Raw genomic sequence first — 15417 nt, forward strand, 5'->3', positions numbered from 1 at the left:
ATAATATAATGCACAATCATTAAATAAATAGGGGGGACTACTTTGTTTAAACCTTATAAAACGGCACCTTTTTTTGATGAAATGCTAGACGGTGATGGGAAACCAAAATCTCATTATACTAAATTCCATCGTATCCTAACTGGGTTTGATGAAAATGGATTAAAGAAAAAGCATGAAACTGCGCAGCTGTCTTTCTTGAGACAAGGAATTACCTTTACTGTTTATAATGAAAATGAGAGCACGGAACGTACGATGCCTTTTGACTTTATTCCAATTATTATTCCTGATGAAGATTGGCGTAAAATCGAAAAAGGAATGATTCAGCGAACAGAGGCTTTAAACTTATTTTTAGAAGACATTTATCATGAACAGAATATACTAAAGGACGGTATCATTCCAAGAGAATTGGTAGAAGATAATCCATACTTTTATAATAAACAAGTTCACGGCATCAATATTCCCCTGAAAAATCATATTTTTCTAGCGGGAATAGATTTGATTCGAGATGAGAATGGTGAGTACCTCGTATTAGAAGATAATTTACGGAACCCATCTGGCATGTCCTATGTCTATCAGAATCGGTATGTTATGCGTCAGGTGTACCCGGAGTTTTTCTCAAAACATTCTCTTTTTACTTTAGAACATCAAATCTCTCACTTACACGATGCTGTCTTATCTCATGTTCCTTCAACACTTAAAAAGGGAGCTGATCCAAGAGCGGTTCTACTAACGCCAGGTATGTTTAATTCAGCTTACTATGACCATTTATTTTTAGCCCAACAGATGGGGCTTGAATTAGTGGAAGGACGTGACTTACTCGTCAGAAATGACAAAGTTTACATGAAAACCATTAAAGGCTTAGAACAGGTAGATATTATTTATCGAAGAATCGATGATGATTTTCTCGATCCTGAAGCTTTTCGTGAGGATTCAACACTTGGTGTTCCAGGTCTTCTTCAGGCTTTTAGAAAAGGAAATGTTTCAATTCTAAATGGAATTGGCAATGGTGTTGCTGATGATAAAGCTATGTATGCTTATGTTCCAGATATCATCCGTTACTATTTAAATGAAGAGCCTATTATCGCTAACGTAGATACCTATCGATTACGAGATAAAAAACAGCGTGATTGGGTGCTTGAACGACTGGATCAATTAGTCATTAAGAATGTAGGTGCTTCTGGTGGCTACGATATGTTAATTGGACCACACGCCTCCGAAGAAAGAATAGAAGAATTCAGGCAAAAGATAATAGAAGAACCTCATCAATATATTGCACAGCCAACTATTAAGCTTTCTCGAGCCCCGGCTTACCAGGGTGATCGTTTTTATCCTTGTCATGTTGATCTCCGTGTTTACGTTATGAGAGGAAAAGAAACACATGTACTACCAGGTGGTCTATCAAGGGTAGCATTAAAAGAAGGATCACTGGTGGTCAATTCTTCTCAAGGCGGTGGAGGAAAGGATACATGGGTACTAAAAGGAGAAGGGAGTGATATCTAGATGTTAAGCAGGGTAGCAGACTCTCTATTTTGGATGTCGCGAAATATTGAACGTGCAGAAAACAATGCAAGAGCTTTAAGTGTTCAATTGATACAAATCTTGGAGGCTTCCGATGAGGAAACCTTAGCTAATCAAGATTGGGAAGTAGTGTTAGAAATTTGTGGTTCATTAGAAGAATTCGAAAGGGCAGGTTATGTACTTTCGTCTGAGAAAGATATTATTGAATACTTAGTATTTTCAACTGCCAATCAGAATTCAATAACCAATTGTGTATCATCTGCTCGAGAAAACGCCAGAACAACTAGAGATCATCTTCCAGATGACTTGTGGGAAGCATGGAACGATTTCTTTTTGTATTTTCAGGATTTTAATACAACAGAGTGGACAAAGGATGAAATACAAGGGTTATTAAAAAGGATTAAACTGACTGCTTTAACAGTTCAAGGAATAGTTGAATCCTCCATGCCCAGAGGTGGAGTAGCCTATCGATTTATTAAAATAGGTAAGTGGCTTGAACGAGCAGAAAAAACAACGCGAATTCTAAACGTTGTATGTAACAACACAATAATAGCCGATAAAAAACATAATTTTCAAGGAAAGAATTATTACTACTGGAGGTCTGCTTTACAGCTAGTAAATGGTTATGAGGCTTTTTTAAAACAAAACCCGCCTCATATGAATCCAAAAGCTGTTTTATCATTCTTAATATCAAATGAGGCATTTCCTCGTTCCATTCTTTATTGCATTAATCATGTAAGACAAGCGGTTTCTGAAATGGAAAATGGCAAGGTTTCTCATTATTCTTGGAAAATGTACGCCTCTTTAGATCATTTAGCGGAAGAGTTCAACAAGGTGAAAATCAATGAGGTTGATTTAACTGAGTTAAGCGAGTTTTTAGATACTTTCCAGAATCGTTGTAACGAAATTGGAGTGATTTTTTCTAAAACATATTATTTAATCGAGCCAGATATCGAATTTAAAAAGAATAACAAACAAATCTTTCAAAACCAACAACCAAATATGGAGAGTAGATCTAGTATGAAATACCAAATTATACACACTAATAGATTTGATTATGAATCACCTGTAAACCAAAGTATGAATGCGATTAGGCTTAAGCCAAGAACAGACGAGTGCCAGCGGCTGCTATCCTATCGCACTGACATTCTTCCATCTTCCCTAACAAAGGAACATCTAGATTTATGGGGAAATCATGTGGAAACATTTTTTATCCCTGAACAGCACCACCATTTAGAGGTAACCACTACTTCTATCGTTAGTATTCAAAAAAGCCCCTTTATTCACCGGGTTGAATACTCACCGGAAATGCGAGCTATTTTTCACTCCAATCTGTTTCATAATCATTACTTATCATTTATAAATGAAACAGAATACACCTATTTAAAACCTGGACAAATTGAAGAAGTTATTAATGAAGTTGGTGAGATAGAAAATCCAGTTGAATTTTCGATTGCTATCATGAAGTACTTACATGAACGTTTTACCTATAATGGTGATGCTACACATGTAAATACTAAAGCACATGAGTCATTTGAACTAAAAAATGGTGTGTGTCAGGATATCACACATGTGATGTTAGGCATCGTCCGAGCGAAGAGTATCCCAGCTCGCTATGTGAGCGGCTATTTGTACGTAGGAGAGAATTCTGCTTTAGTCGGAGATTCCGCAACTCACGCATGGGTTGAAATCATGGTACCAGGCATTGGCTGGGTAGGTTTAGATCCAACTAATAATGTAGAGGCACTTGAGAACCATATCCGGGTTGGTACCGGAAGAGATTATGCAGATGTCAGCCCGCTTCAAGGTGTATACCGTGGAGGTGGACATACCTTAGATGTTAAGGTGGCAGTTACATTAATAGATCAGTAGTAGTTATTGTTAATTACTTAAAAGCACTCTTCGGAGTGCTTTTTTCTATCGACGATTTAGATTCCTTAGGAATTTTTCATTACTAGATGGGTCGGATATTTGATTGAGTTCATTCTAAAACTACTATTTTTCATTTAGCGGTTTTTCCATAATGATAAATTTCATGTTGTTATTTGTAAATGGTGAAGCCAAGATGAAACCGGCATCTTGATAAACTTTTATCGCTCTTTTGTTAAAACATGCAACACTTAACCGTAACTTTCTTGACTGAAATGTATAAAAAGCAAAGTTTATTCCGTGAATAATGAACGTTTTACCCAGACCTTTTCCGGTGAGGTCTGGCCTTAACGCAAGTCCAATATCTACGCCGTCTTCTTTATATAGTCTTTCCATAATAGCCCCAGGCACTTGTGCACTACTACCGAAACAAAAATAACCGACTACCTCGTTGCCATTTAGAGCAACATAGTAATCACCATTTAACAATTCATTAATTCCTTCATCACTATCATCTGGATTGTATAAATCATAAGGTTCATCATATTTCCACTGACTAATACTATTTGCTTGATCCAATTTCATAGGTCTGATTATCATAGTATTTTCCTCCATCGCTTTTTAATAGTGAACGATAACAACACGTAAAGGCTTATTCCACACCATTATAATAGCGAAAAGGAGGTTAGCCAAGTGAAGCCTATTCTAATTATTGATCCAGGGCATGGCGGAAAAGACCCAGGAGGAGGATCTAATCGTTATTGGATAGAGAAAGATATGAATCTACAAATCTCTCTTTACCAATATAATCGGTTTAAGAAACTCAATATTCCAGTTTCTATAACAAGACAGGAAGATCTAACATTAACTAATGATAAAAGAACAAAAATTGTTCGGAAAAGCGGAGCAACTTATTGTATCTCTAATCATATAAACGCTGGAGGTGGGGATGGTGCAGAAATTATATACTCTATTTACAGCGATGGAAAAATGGCAAAAAATATAGCTTATAGGCTGGAGAAAAAAGGTCAAAATGTCAGGCGTGTATTTACAAGAACTCTACCTACTAACAGTAGAAAAGACTATTATTTTATGATTCGTGAAACGGGTAATGTAATAACTAACATCATTGAATATGGATTCGCTGATTCTCTTCGTGACGATGTTGAACAGGTCAGGGAAAATTGGAATAATTATGCCGAGGCCGTTGTGCAGGGTTTTTGTGAGTTTTCAGGTTTCCGTTATTTGGCTCCAAGAAAAATTGATTATGTTGTTAACAAATATAAGAGGGATGAACCAGAATCCGACAATAAAACGTGGTTCATTGGCAAGAGGGTGGAAAGCAGAGTAGATGGGCTACGGTTTTACAACCGGCCATCATGGAAGGATGATGCATTAGTTAATGTAGTTAATAAGGGAATTGGCTTTCCCAAAATTTTAGCTAAAATTGAAGTAGATGATGGATATCAGTTCAAGGTAGAAAATTCATCAGGAATAATTTTCTATATTACAGCCAATGAAAAGTACATTCGTGTAATTTAATAAATCCATACCTATGGCTATTTCCTTTTTGGAATTGGCCTTTTTCTGTTTTGTACGTTTGAATGATGGGAACTATAAATTATGTATTGTTTTTGTTTTTAGTTATAATTGGAGAAGTCAATAATTCTAAAAAAAACCGTTGTTATGATTAATAAAAAGAGGAGAGGTACAAATGGAAAATCACTACAAAATGACCTGGGATTTAGATACATTGTTTGCTGGAGGGAGTAATTCAAGTGAATTAACAAATTATATAGCATCATTAGAAGAAAATATGGATAGCTTGTCGAGCTCGGTAGACGGAATGGATATTCCTGAAGATTCTAATGATATCAAAGACTTAGAAAATATTATTCATTTGCTAGAAAAAAATACTAAGCAGTTGAGTGAACTCTCAGCTTTTGTTAGTTGCTTATCAGCTCAAGACGTTAATGATAAGGGAGCAAAATTGCTCGTAGGCAAAAGAAATTCAATTTCTGCGGATTATTCTACAATAGTAACTAAATTTGATCAAAAGTTGATTCGTATTGACGAAACTGTTTGGAAGCATCTATTAGAGCATCCATCAATTAATTCTCTATCCTTTGTGCTCAATGAAAGGAGACTGCAGGCTAGAGATAAACTACCTTTAGAACAAGAAATACTGCTAAATGATCTATCTGTTGATGGTTATCATGCTTGGGGAGAAATGTACGACTCCATTGTCGGTAAAATGAGTGTAGATCTAGAAAAAAATGGGGAAGTAGAACATTTGTCGGTAGGACAGGCAGCAAACAGATTAAATGATCCCGATCGTGAAAATAGGAAAGAAGCTTTTATTCAACTTGAAAAGGCTTGGAAACATAATTCCGACTTATTAAGTGAAACTATTAACCACTTATCCGGGTTTAGATTGCAAACTTATAAACATCGAGGATGGGACAATGTTCTAAAGGAGCCCCTTGAATACAATCGAATGAGTGAAAAAACGTTGAACTCAATGTGGGAGGCAATCGAAAATAATAAGACACCTTTTGTCTCTTTTCTAAAAAGAAAAGCAGAACTAATGGGAGTGGATAAATTAAGTTGGTTTGACTTAGAGGCTCCAATATCTAACTCTACCAAAACGGTTAGCTATGATGAAGCAGCAAGAACAATTATTGAACAATTTAACCGTTTTAGTACTAAAATGGCAGAGTTTGCTCAAACTGCATTTGATAATCGATGGATTGAAGCAGAAGATAGATCAGGAAAACGCCCAGGAGGTTTTTGTACTAGTTTTCCTGATAGTAAGCAAACTAGGATATTCATGACCTATTCAGGTTCATCAGCTAGTGTAGCGACGTTAGCTCATGAGTTAGGACACGGGTATCACCAGCATGTCATGGATGAATTAAGTGTATTAAATCAGAACTATGCAATGAATGTTGCTGAGACAGCCTCTACTCTAGCTGAGATGATTATTGCTGATGCTGCTGTTAAAAATGCAACAAATGAAGAGGAAAAAATAGCTTTATTAGAAGATAAAATACAACGTAGTGTAGCCTTTTTCATGAATATTCATGCTCGTTTTCTTTTTGAAAATAAATTTTATCAGGAGCGGAAAAAGGGAATTGTGCCAACCGAAAGGCTTCATGAACTGATGGTTGAAGCTCAAAAAGAATCGTTCTCTCATGAATTAGATGCCTATGATCCAACGTTTTGGGCATCAAAATTACATTTCCATATAACTGATGTTCCTTTTTATAATTTCCCTTATACATTTGGCTACTTATTTAGTCTTGGCATTTATGCTAATGCGATTGAATCGGATGAGGATTTTGAAGAATCATATAATGAATTATTAAAAGATACTGGTCGCATGAATGTTGAGGATTTGGCTGAAAAGCACTTACAAGTAAATCTAGGAGAATTAGACTTCTGGGAAAGAGGAATACAGCTGTGTGTAGCTGATGTAGAAGAGTTTCTTCGGTTAACAGAAGAAAAAATAAATTAAAAGATTCTGAAGGTTGTCCCCCAAGGGGATAACCTTTTTGTTTATTCATATATTTAATCTATTCTAGTTCTAGTATGTTCTCTTCAACTTAACAAATTCTTCAATAAATTTGTCTGGGGGTGATTCCACTTTGTAAGTAAAAATACCCTGGTTTGTATGAAGGTAAAGTAAACAGTAATTGGTGGAAAGTAGTTTATAAGAAAGGTCAAGTACTTCTTCTATGTTGAACTTGTCTTTCGATGTAATTATCTGATCAACAAATAGGAAGATATACTTTTCTGATTGCAGATAAATTTGTTCGTTATTAATGATTTCACGGTTTACGATTAGGTACGGTTGGGAATAGATAGCTTTCAAATTTTGCCTCCTTGCATTACGATAATTTAAGTATGTCATAAATGTATATCATGCTCAATTTTTTAAACTTAACATTATTTTTTAATGTTTTCCTATTTTCACTATTTTTCATGACAAAATTAAATAATTGGGCGCATTTCACTGTTCGCTGAATACAATACAGTAGAGGTGATTCGTGTGAATAATACATTGATAGTTGCCATTGACGGCTCACAGCAATCATTAAGTGCGATTGACTACGCTGTTAAGTTGGCACGAGCGTCTGGGTACACGATTGAATTATTGCATGTTCAACCCAAAATTAATACGCATTATGCTAATAAGAAGATTGGAAAAAAGCAGCTACAAGAGTATAAAAAAGAGCAAGCAATGAAGGTACTAAAAAAGGGGAAAATGCGGGTAGACAAAGATGTGGATTTGAAGGTTAAATGGCGACAAGGGTTAACAGCTGAAGAGGTGTGCTGTGAAGCGAAGGATGTTCAGGCCCTTGGGATTATTATGGGAGCTAGAAGTGTTAAGAAAATCAAAGGAAGATTGTTAGGCAGTACCTGTTACAGTGTAATAAAGAATGCACCATGTCCTGTGACAATAGTATCTTAGTAAATTGTTTTAGTTTATCTGATTATTGCAAGTTTCAGGAGTTTTAGATATAATGCAAGTAGCAATGAAAGTATAGGAGTAAAGCCTTCAGGGGGAGCCGTAATGGCTGAGAGTGGACATTTGTTCAGACCCTTTGAACCTGTTAGTTAATTCTAGCGTAGGGATGGTGGCTTTTTTAATGGTGAAGTATGTATCGTGCATGCTATATACCGTTAAAAAGTTTCCCCTTGGCATTGCTTTTTTTGTTGCCAAAATTAAAGGGGAGGAATATTTGAAATGAATTCAAAACGCACGTTATTTCTTATTGAAGTGGCAATTTTTGCAGCACTAGCAATTGTATTAGATTTGGTACCATTCTTATCTTTTAAAATTTGGGCTCAGGGTGGCTCGGTTTCATTTGCAATGATTCCAATTTTTATTGTCGCTTTTCGTTGGGGGATAAAGGGTGGATTGTTAGCTGGTTTCCTTTTTGGTATTCTACAGCTAATTACTAATCCATTTATTGTTCACATCGCCCAAGCATTTCTCGAGTATGGATTAGCGTTTACCTTATTAGGGATGGCCGGTATATTTGCTAAACCTGTAAAAGAAGCATTACAAAATGGTAAAAGACGGTCTTATTTTACTTATATTACACTCGGTGTTTTTCTTGGATGCTTGTTTAGGTTCTTAGCTCACTTGTTAGCAGGAGTTGTCTTTTTCGCTGAATATGCTCCAGAGGGTCAACCAGTATGGTTATATTCAACAATCTATAATGGTTCTTACATGCTACCAGCATTTATATTGAGTACGATAGTTGTTGGTTTTGTGTTTTACAAACAACCACGTCTTATTAAGATTTCAAGTTAGCAAAATCTCAACAGAACCCCCTCTCACATTGTTTGTGAGAGGGGAATTTTAATTTCATTGATATTTTTGAGTAGGAAAGAGATAATTATTTCGATGACTTTTAAAAATATTTTGTTAAAACAACAAATTTGAAAATGGAGGAACTAGGATGAAGAAAAAAGATATTGTAGCAACTTTTTCAATTGTTGGTTTTGATCCAGCCACGGGCGAGGTAGGAGTAGCAGTACAGTCAAAATTTATTGCGGTTGGTTCGGTTGTTCCTTGGGCGAAGGCTGGAGTGGGTGCTATTGCAACACAGGCATTTGCTAATCCTGCATATGGTCCAAAAGGGTTGGAGTTGCTCGAAGCTGGAAATACTCCAGAAGAAATAGTGGAAATTTTGACTGGAGAAGACCCTGATAAGCACGAAAGGCAGATAGGTATTGTTGATATAAAAGGAAATGCTGCTAGCTTTACAGGCAATAACTGCTATGACTGGGCAGGCGGAATAACAGGTGAAAATTTTGCCGCACAGGGTAATATTTTGGTTAACAAGGAAACGGTAACCTCACTCGGACAAGCTTTTAAAAACAGTAAAGGGCCACTAGCTGATAAATTGTTGTCAGCATTAACAGCTGCCCAAGAAGCTGGTGGAGATAGTAGAGGTAAACAATCTGCTGCAATTTATATCGAGAAAGCTAAAGGTGGATATGGTGGGTTAAGTGATAGGTATCTAGATCTTAGAGTAGACGATCACCCAGATCCTATCGAGGAATTGAAAAGATTGTACAGACTGCAACAATTGTACTTTGGTGAAACCAAAGAGGAAAACGTTCTACCTATTACAGGTCAGGTGAAAAATGAAGTAATTGAAGGGTTAATTAAGTTTGATTACTTATCCTCAGAAAAGCCGTCTGAAGAAGAACTACTCAATCAATTCACAAAATTTCTACATACAGAGAATTTTGAGGAAAGAGAATTAGATAAAGGTTTTATTGATAAGGAAGTACTTGATTTTATGAAAACAAATGAAATAATTGTTAAATGACCTTCTCCTTAGTAGGAGGTCTTTTTTTTATGGATACTATTTACATTTTAGTATTGTTTGGCCACACACCTATTTACTCCGTATTGCATAGGTTATAGCACAATTATTAAATACCTAATTAAGGAGGCAATGTGACGTGGACTTAACAATTTCTCACTGGATATACGGATTGTTCACCTTGATAATTATTATTACAATGATATTCCGAAGAGGTGTTGTACTACCTACTTTACTTGGGACATTTTTGGTTGCCTGGATCTATCAAGGTAGTGTTATCGATGGTTTTACTGCTGTATTCAATGCGAACTTAGTCGCGGCAAAAGAACTGTTTAACATATTCCTGATTATTACGTTTATGGTGGCTTTATTACATTCATTGAGGGACCTTGGTGCTGACAAAAGAATGATTCAACCAATTGAAAAATTCATGGTGAATGGTCATATAGCATATTTTGTTTTAATAGCAGTAACATATATTATTTCGTTATTTTTCTGGCCAACGCCTGCTGTGCCTTTAATTTGTGCTTTACTAGTTCCCGCTGCCATTCGTGCTGGATTGCCAGTTATGGTCGCAGCAATGGCTGTAGCATTAGCTGGTCAAGGGATGGCTTTATCTTCTGACTACGTTATACAAGTAGCCCCAGGATTATCTGCAACAGCTGCTGGTGTTGAGACAGCTGAATTGTTAGATCAAGCGTTAATTTTATCACTAATAACTGGAGGAATAGCCATAGGCCTAGCATACCTGATTAACAGAAAATCAATTCGAAAGAAAGATGATCCTAGAATTGATAGAGAGTTAGCAGCCATGCAGGGAATAGAGGAAGAGAAACAAAATAAAACAGAAAGCAAAAACCTCCCTCTGTGGAGTAAAACATTTGCTATTTTGGTTCCTGTTTCAATGTTAGTTGTCATGATTTACATGGTTTCAACAAAATTGACGGCTGGCCGTATGGGAGGTTTTGAAGGTGGAGATGGAGCAGCATTTATTGGTGGAGTAGCTATTGTCCTACTTCTCTTATCAACAATTGCGTTTGGTAAGCATCGAGCCTTGGATTACATTAGTGAACATATAGTGGATGGTTTTACCTTTGCATTTAAGGCTATGGGTCCTGTTATTCCAATTGCTGGTTTCTTCTTTTTAGGTAGTTCCGATTTTGCTGGTAACATTTTGTCGGTCGGTGATTCTGCACCCCCTGCGTTTTTATTTGATCTAGTTCAATCGACTCAAGAATTTTTACCACAGAGTGCTTTTTTGGCTGCTTTTAGTATTTTAATAATTGGAATTATCACAGGGTTAGATGGCTCCGGATTTTCTGGTTTACCACTGACCGGGGCTTTGTCAGGTGCACTTGCAGATGGGTCAATAGACGCGACAACATTAGCCGCAATTGGCCAAATGGGTTCAATTTGGACTGGAGGAGGGACGATCATCGCATGGTCATCTTTAGTTGCTGTTGCAGGTTTTTGTGGGGTACCCGTGATGGAACTAGTCCGGAAAAATTTTGGTCCAGTTATGTTAGGTTTGATAATATCGACAGTATTGGCGTTAATTATATTTTAATCTGAAACGAAATAAGAAAGCTGAGTCTTCTGTGTGATTGGAAGTGCTCAGCTTTCTTGTTGTAAAATTCACTATGAGTTCATGCCAATTATTTTAGAAATAGATCTTTAATATGGTACGATAACTTTATTAAAGAGATGAAACTAGTTTTTAAAGTTGAAAGGATGAAAAGTGTGAAAGCGTTCGTACATATTGGAACAGAACTAAAATACACTGATATTGAAGAGTTGGCTATCGGTAAGGGACAAGTAAAAGTAAAGTTGAAGGTGGCAGGCTTAAATCATCGAGATTTAAATATACCTAAAAGGCGTGGGGAATCACATGAACCACTAGTCTTAGGTTCAGACGGTGCTGGCATAATTGAGGAAGTAGGGGAGGGCGTCGAAAAGTTTCAAATTGGAGATGAGGTTATTCTTAACCCTGGCCTTGGCTGGGGTGCAAACAGTGATGCTCCTCCAGAAGGGTTTGAAATATTAGGTATGCCAGGTCACGGGACCTTTGCTGAGCACATAGTTATACCTGAAGAAAATATTGAAAAGAAACCTCAATACTTATCCTGGCAAGAGGCTGGAGTATTAGCATTACCTGCCTTAACTGGGTATCGTGCCTTGTTTACGAAAGCCCAGGTTGAGTCAGGAGACACGGTATTCATTCCGGGTGCTGGTAGTGGAGTAGCAACTTTCCTAATTCAATTTGCCAAAGCTGCAGGGGCTAAGGTCATTGTTACATCAAGAAGTGAAGAGAAAAGAGATAAGGCAATAAAGTTAGGTGCTGATCTAGCAATTGACACACATAGTGACTGGAAAGAAGAACTAAAACAAGAAAAGATTGATATTGTAATCGATAGTGTTGGAAAAGCTACTTTAAATAGGTCGCTAGGTGTTCTAAAAAAGGGTGGAAAGTTAGTAACTTTTGGTGCAACAACGGATGATGAAATCACTATAAACATCCGTCAATTTTTTTATGGTCAGTATAAACTGCTTGGTTCGACGATGGGAAGCACGCAAGAATTAAGAGAAATGTTAGTGTTTATTGAAAACCATCAAATCCATCCTATGGTCAGCAAAGTATTTAATCTCTCAGAAGCACAACAGGCATTTGATTTTTTATCGGAAGCAAAGCAATTTGGTAAAGTAGCTCTTAAAATATAGCTCTAGTTTTGTAGATATTGTTCCACTTTGGTTATAGCATTTTGTAATTTTTGGCTGTTAGTCGTGTACATTTTTTTAGCATCTTTATTTTGTGTTGAAAGTGCAAATACTTCCATATCAGCTTGACACTTTTTCAATGTAGCCAATAATAGTGGTTTCTCTTGTGGAGAAGGAACTTGTAGCTTGTCATCAAACAAGTCCACGTTCAATTGTCCATAAGAGTCCACTTGGGCTAAATAGACATTTTCAATACTAACACCGAGCTTATCTAGTTCGGTTTCGAGCCAATTCAGGCTAAGTCCTGCAGTGGATAGCGGTTCATGAAGCACCTCACCGTCCATGACAACAGACTGAGGCTCTTTTATTGGTGCAACCTTCATGCCCATATCTTTTGGTGTTAAAGGTTGATTTTCTTTTTTAGGTAAAACACTTAACCCACCATCCGGTTCTAAAACCGCAAATTCAACATCTGCTGCTTGAAATACGTTTTTTGCTCTTAGTTTCTCTAGGAGGTCATCGGAAGAAAAGCGTTCTTTTTTTAAATTGTCTTCCATGATTTTACCATCTTTGATTAATACTGCACCTTTTCCTTCAAGTAAATTTCGGATAGGTTTACTTTTTATAGCTAATAATCCGAGCAGCATTGGAATAATAAACCAGATACTTAACCCCACTAGACCATGAGTAATAGGTGTACCCAAACCGATAGAAATATTTGCAGCTATCACAGCGACTACAATTCCTGCAATGAATTCAAATAGACTTAGTTGTGCTAGCTGTCTTTTTCCGAACGCTTTGGATACTAAGAAGACGATAATCAACAAGCTTGTTGATCTTATTACTATTTCTAACCAGTCCGGCATATGCAAAAGCTCCTTATTTAAAGGTAAAGTTGTTTAAAAACCTTTGTATTGTTCTTCTTCTCTTTCCATTTCCCCGACCCGTTTTTGTAAATCATTCTTAACCTCATCCATTACAATCATTGTATCGTGAAAGACTCGTTTTGCTTCTTCACTTTGTGTTCGAATAGCTAAACTTGAAAAACTCGATTGCAAACTTTTAATACTCGATAAACTTTGTTTTACTTGTGAAGCAACTGTCATCTAAAACACACTCCTTTTTTTAGCCTTTTGGTTTAAAAAATATTGCTCCAATCATCCCAAAAATAATGGCTGCTGAAATACCTGAACTAGTGACTTGAAACATCCCTGTAATAACACCAATTATTCCATGTTTATCAGCTGCTTCCATCGCACCATTCACAAGTTGATTACCAAAACTTGTGATTGGTACGCTTGCTCCAGCACCTGCGAAATCAACTAATTTATCATACAAGCCGAACCCGCTTAGAACAGATCCTGATGCTACTAAAATACTTAATGTATGACCAGGAGTTAGTTTAAATACATCAAACATAATTTGCCCAATCACACATATTAATCCTCCAACAATAAACGCCCAAAAGAATTCCATTATCTCGCACCTCCATTTTCAATAGACACAGCATGAGCTATACAGGGGATACTTTGATTTTGCTGTACAGTCAAGGGAGAGAGAAGGGCACCTGTTGCGACGACTAATATTTTATTTAATTCGCCTTTGTTCATTCGATTTAAAAAGTGACCATATGTTACGACGGCTGAACAGCCAGCACCACTTGCTCCAGCTTGTACAGGTTGATCTTCACGATAAATAGTTAAACCGCAGTCAACGAATTTTTCTTCGTTTATTGTAGTACCGTGTTTTTTAAATAAATCAATAGCAATTTCACGTCCTATATGAGCTAGATCTCCAGTAATGATAAGGTCGTAATAAGATGCATCCACTCCGCGTTCATGGAAATGTGCTTCAATGGTGTCGACGGCAGCAGGAGCCATGGCACCACCCATGTTAAATGGGTCAGATAGTCCCATATCTATGACTTTTCCGATGGTAGCTGAAGTAATTTGTGGACCAACTCCTTTATCACTAACAAGTGCAGTTCCAGCACCTGTTACTGTCCACTGGGCAGTAGGTGGTTTTTGACTACCATATTCAGTGGGGTAACGGAATTGCTTTTCCACAGCTGCATTATGACTTGATGCACCTGTTAAAATATAATTAGCACCTTTGCCGTTAATCAAAAAGGCACTTAAAGCAAGTCCCTCCATTGATGTTGAACAGGCACCAAACAATCCTAAATAGGGAGCTCCTAAAGTCTTCGCTGCAAAACTTGTTGGAGTAATTTGATTAATAAGATCTCCGCCTAAGAAAAACTGAATCTGTTCTTTTTGTAGATCTGCTTTTTCGATTGCTTTTTGGCATGATTCATCCATCATTATTTTATGGGCTTTTTCGAATGAGTCCTGCTCTAGCCACATATCAGAGTGGAGTAGGTCAAAGTCTTTAGCTATATTACCTTCGGCCTCGAAAGGACCACCTACGGTACCTGTAGAAATGATGACCGGTTTATTTTCAAAAATCCAGGTTCTGTGTCCTGTTAACATTACAATCCACCCCATTGTATAAGGATTGTTTTAATTAGAGCTACAATAAATGCAGAAAACACCCCAAATAAGATTACTGTACCTGCAAGTTTAAACATGTTCCCACCTACGCCTAACACAAAACCTTCAGTTCGGTGTTCAATCGCTGCAGAAATAACGGCATTACCAAAACCTGTAACTGGAACGGCTGTTCCTGCACCAGCGAATTGAGCAATATGGTCATAAATACCAATTCCAGTTAAAATCATTGTAATAAAAATTAATGTTGCTACAGTTGGATTACCGACATTTTGTTCTGTGAATTTAAAGAAGTACATATAAAATGTTGCAATTAACTGACCTATAACACATATAGTTCCACCAACTAGAAAGGCCTTTATGCAGTTTTTAAAAAGAGGCCGTTTCACTTCACGTTTACCTGCAAGTGCCTGATATTCTTGTTGGGTCGGTGTTAGATTCTTTTTTTTATTGTTTGACAT

General features: G+C 36.9%; 16 protein-coding genes and 1 riboswitch. Of the genes, 9 read left to right on the forward strand and 7 right to left on the reverse strand.

The annotated features are described in order from the left end of the window. Nucleotides 1-42 precede the first annotated feature (42 nt). Nucleotides 43-1500 carry a circularly permuted type 2 ATP-grasp protein gene (locus tag GH741_RS04020; protein ID WP_153735454.1) on the forward strand — a complete coding sequence of 486 codons (1458 nt, stop codon included), beginning with the start codon at nucleotides 43-45 and terminating at the stop codon, nucleotides 1498-1500. Continuing rightward, on the forward strand, nucleotides 1501-3390 hold the full coding sequence (locus tag GH741_RS04025) for an alpha-E domain-containing protein (protein ID WP_153735455.1): 1890 nt from the start codon (nucleotides 1501-1503) through the stop codon (nucleotides 3388-3390). Nucleotides 3391-3513: 123 nt separating this feature from the next. On the opposite strand, the gene GH741_RS04030 is transcribed toward GH741_RS04025, so the two are convergent. After that, on the reverse strand, nucleotides 3514-3987 hold the full coding sequence (locus GH741_RS04030; protein ID WP_153735456.1) for a GNAT family N-acetyltransferase: 474 nt from the start codon (nucleotides 3985-3987) through the stop codon (nucleotides 3514-3516). A gap of 93 nt (nucleotides 3988-4080) precedes the next feature. On the opposite strand from GH741_RS04030, the gene GH741_RS04035 reads away from it, so the two are divergent. Next, on the forward strand, nucleotides 4081-4929 hold the full coding sequence (locus tag GH741_RS04035) for an N-acetylmuramoyl-L-alanine amidase family protein (RefSeq protein ID WP_338079226.1): 849 nt from the start codon (nucleotides 4081-4083) through the stop codon (nucleotides 4927-4929). 172 nt (nucleotides 4930-5101) lie between these two features. After that, on the forward strand, nucleotides 5102-6904 hold the full coding sequence (locus tag GH741_RS04040; RefSeq protein WP_153735457.1) for a M3 family oligoendopeptidase: 1803 nt from the start codon (nucleotides 5102-5104) through the stop codon (nucleotides 6902-6904). A gap of 69 nt (nucleotides 6905-6973) precedes the next feature. Here GH741_RS04040 and GH741_RS04045 read toward each other — a convergent pair whose 3' ends face one another. Beyond that, the gene (locus tag GH741_RS04045) at nucleotides 6974-7261 is read right to left on the reverse strand and encodes a hypothetical protein (RefSeq protein WP_153735458.1); all 288 of its coding nucleotides are present in this window, start codon (nucleotides 7259-7261) and stop codon (nucleotides 6974-6976) included. Between the two features lie 177 nt (nucleotides 7262-7438). On the opposite strand from GH741_RS04045, the gene GH741_RS04050 reads away from it, so the two are divergent. The 5 genes from GH741_RS04050 (at nucleotide 7439) to GH741_RS04070 (ending at nucleotide 12452) form a co-directional block, all read left to right on the forward strand. After that, on the forward strand, nucleotides 7439-7861 hold the full coding sequence (locus GH741_RS04050; protein ID WP_170287554.1) for a universal stress protein: 423 nt from the start codon (nucleotides 7439-7441) through the stop codon (nucleotides 7859-7861). Between the two features lie 80 nt (nucleotides 7862-7941). Further along, a riboswitch (TPP riboswitch) is annotated at nucleotides 7942-8042 on the forward strand. A 95-nt stretch (nucleotides 8043-8137) separates the two neighbouring features. Further along, nucleotides 8138-8710: an energy-coupled thiamine transporter ThiT gene (gene thiT / locus GH741_RS04055; RefSeq protein ID WP_153735460.1), complete on the forward strand. Its 573-nt coding sequence runs from the start codon at nucleotides 8138-8140 to the stop codon at nucleotides 8708-8710. Between the two features lie 148 nt (nucleotides 8711-8858). Beyond that, nucleotides 8859-9737: a DUF1028 domain-containing protein gene (locus GH741_RS04060; protein WP_153735461.1), complete on the forward strand. Its 879-nt coding sequence runs from the start codon at nucleotides 8859-8861 to the stop codon at nucleotides 9735-9737. Between the two features lie 136 nt (nucleotides 9738-9873). Beyond that, on the forward strand, nucleotides 9874-11301 hold the full coding sequence (locus tag GH741_RS04065) for a hypothetical protein (protein WP_338079227.1): 1428 nt from the start codon (nucleotides 9874-9876) through the stop codon (nucleotides 11299-11301). 173 nt (nucleotides 11302-11474) lie between these two features. Then, nucleotides 11475-12452: a zinc-binding dehydrogenase gene (locus GH741_RS04070; RefSeq protein WP_338079228.1), complete on the forward strand. Its 978-nt coding sequence runs from the start codon at nucleotides 11475-11477 to the stop codon at nucleotides 12450-12452. Between the two features lie 2 nt (nucleotides 12453-12454). Here the strand turns inward: GH741_RS04070 and GH741_RS04075 are convergent, their stop codons facing one another. Genes GH741_RS04075 through spoVAC form a run of 5 tightly spaced genes read right to left on the reverse strand, consistent with a single transcriptional unit; the run spans nucleotide 12455 to nucleotide 15417 of the window. Beyond that, nucleotides 12455-13315 (reverse strand): DUF421 domain-containing protein, encoded by an 861-nt coding sequence (locus GH741_RS04075; protein WP_153735463.1) that lies wholly within the window; start codon nucleotides 13313-13315, stop codon nucleotides 12455-12457. 33 nt (nucleotides 13316-13348) lie between these two features. Next, nucleotides 13349-13555 carry a DUF1657 domain-containing protein gene (locus GH741_RS04080; RefSeq protein ID WP_153735464.1) on the reverse strand — a complete coding sequence of 69 codons (207 nt, stop codon included), beginning with the start codon at nucleotides 13553-13555 and terminating at the stop codon, nucleotides 13349-13351. A gap of 19 nt (nucleotides 13556-13574) precedes the next feature. Then, the gene (spoVAE, locus tag GH741_RS04085; protein WP_153735465.1) at nucleotides 13575-13925 is read right to left on the reverse strand and encodes a stage V sporulation protein AE; all 351 of its coding nucleotides are present in this window, start codon (nucleotides 13923-13925) and stop codon (nucleotides 13575-13577) included. Then, nucleotides 13925-14938, reverse strand: a complete 1014-nt coding sequence (gene spoVAD, locus GH741_RS04090; RefSeq protein ID WP_153735466.1) for a stage V sporulation protein AD — start codon at nucleotides 14936-14938, stop codon at nucleotides 13925-13927. Before spoVAD ends, spoVAE begins: the two co-directional genes overlap by 1 nt. Then, entirely contained in the window at nucleotides 14938-15417 is a 480-nt protein-coding gene (gene spoVAC, locus GH741_RS04095; protein WP_153735467.1) for a stage V sporulation protein AC, read from the reverse strand. Before spoVAC ends, spoVAD begins: the two co-directional genes overlap by 1 nt.

The sequence above is a fragment of the Aquibacillus halophilus genome (assembly GCF_009649745.1).
GTDB lineage: Bacteria > Bacillota > Bacilli > Bacillales > Amphibacillaceae > Aquibacillus > Aquibacillus halophilus.

Excerpts from the sequence above, each read along its gene's own strand:
- GH741_RS04025 (WP_153735455.1), top strand. The coding sequence starts at position 1,501 with ATGTTAAGCAGGGTAGCAGACTCTCTATTTTGGATGTCGCGAAATATT.
- GH741_RS04030 (WP_153735456.1), bottom strand. The coding sequence starts at position 3,987 with ATGATAATCAGACCTATGAAATTGGATCAAGCAAATAGTATTAGTCAG.
- GH741_RS04040 (WP_153735457.1), top strand. The coding sequence starts at position 5,102 with ATGGAAAATCACTACAAAATGACCTGGGATTTAGATACATTGTTTGCT.
- thiT (WP_153735460.1), top strand. The coding sequence starts at position 8,138 with ATGAATTCAAAACGCACGTTATTTCTTATTGAAGTGGCAATTTTTGCA.
- GH741_RS04060 (WP_153735461.1), top strand. The coding sequence starts at position 8,859 with ATGAAGAAAAAAGATATTGTAGCAACTTTTTCAATTGTTGGTTTTGAT.
- GH741_RS04075 (WP_153735463.1), bottom strand. The coding sequence starts at position 13,315 with ATGCCGGACTGGTTAGAAATAGTAATAAGATCAACAAGCTTGTTGATT.
- GH741_RS04080 (WP_153735464.1), bottom strand. The coding sequence starts at position 13,555 with ATGACAGTTGCTTCACAAGTAAAACAAAGTTTATCGAGTATTAAAAGT.
- spoVAE (WP_153735465.1), bottom strand. The coding sequence starts at position 13,925 with ATGGAATTCTTTTGGGCGTTTATTGTTGGAGGATTAATATGTGTGATT.
- spoVAD (WP_153735466.1), bottom strand. The coding sequence starts at position 14,938 with ATGTTAACAGGACACAGAACCTGGATTTTTGAAAATAAACCGGTCATC.
- spoVAC (WP_153735467.1), bottom strand. The coding sequence starts at position 15,417 with ATGTCAAACAATAAAAAAAAGAATCTAACACCGACCCAACAAGAATAT.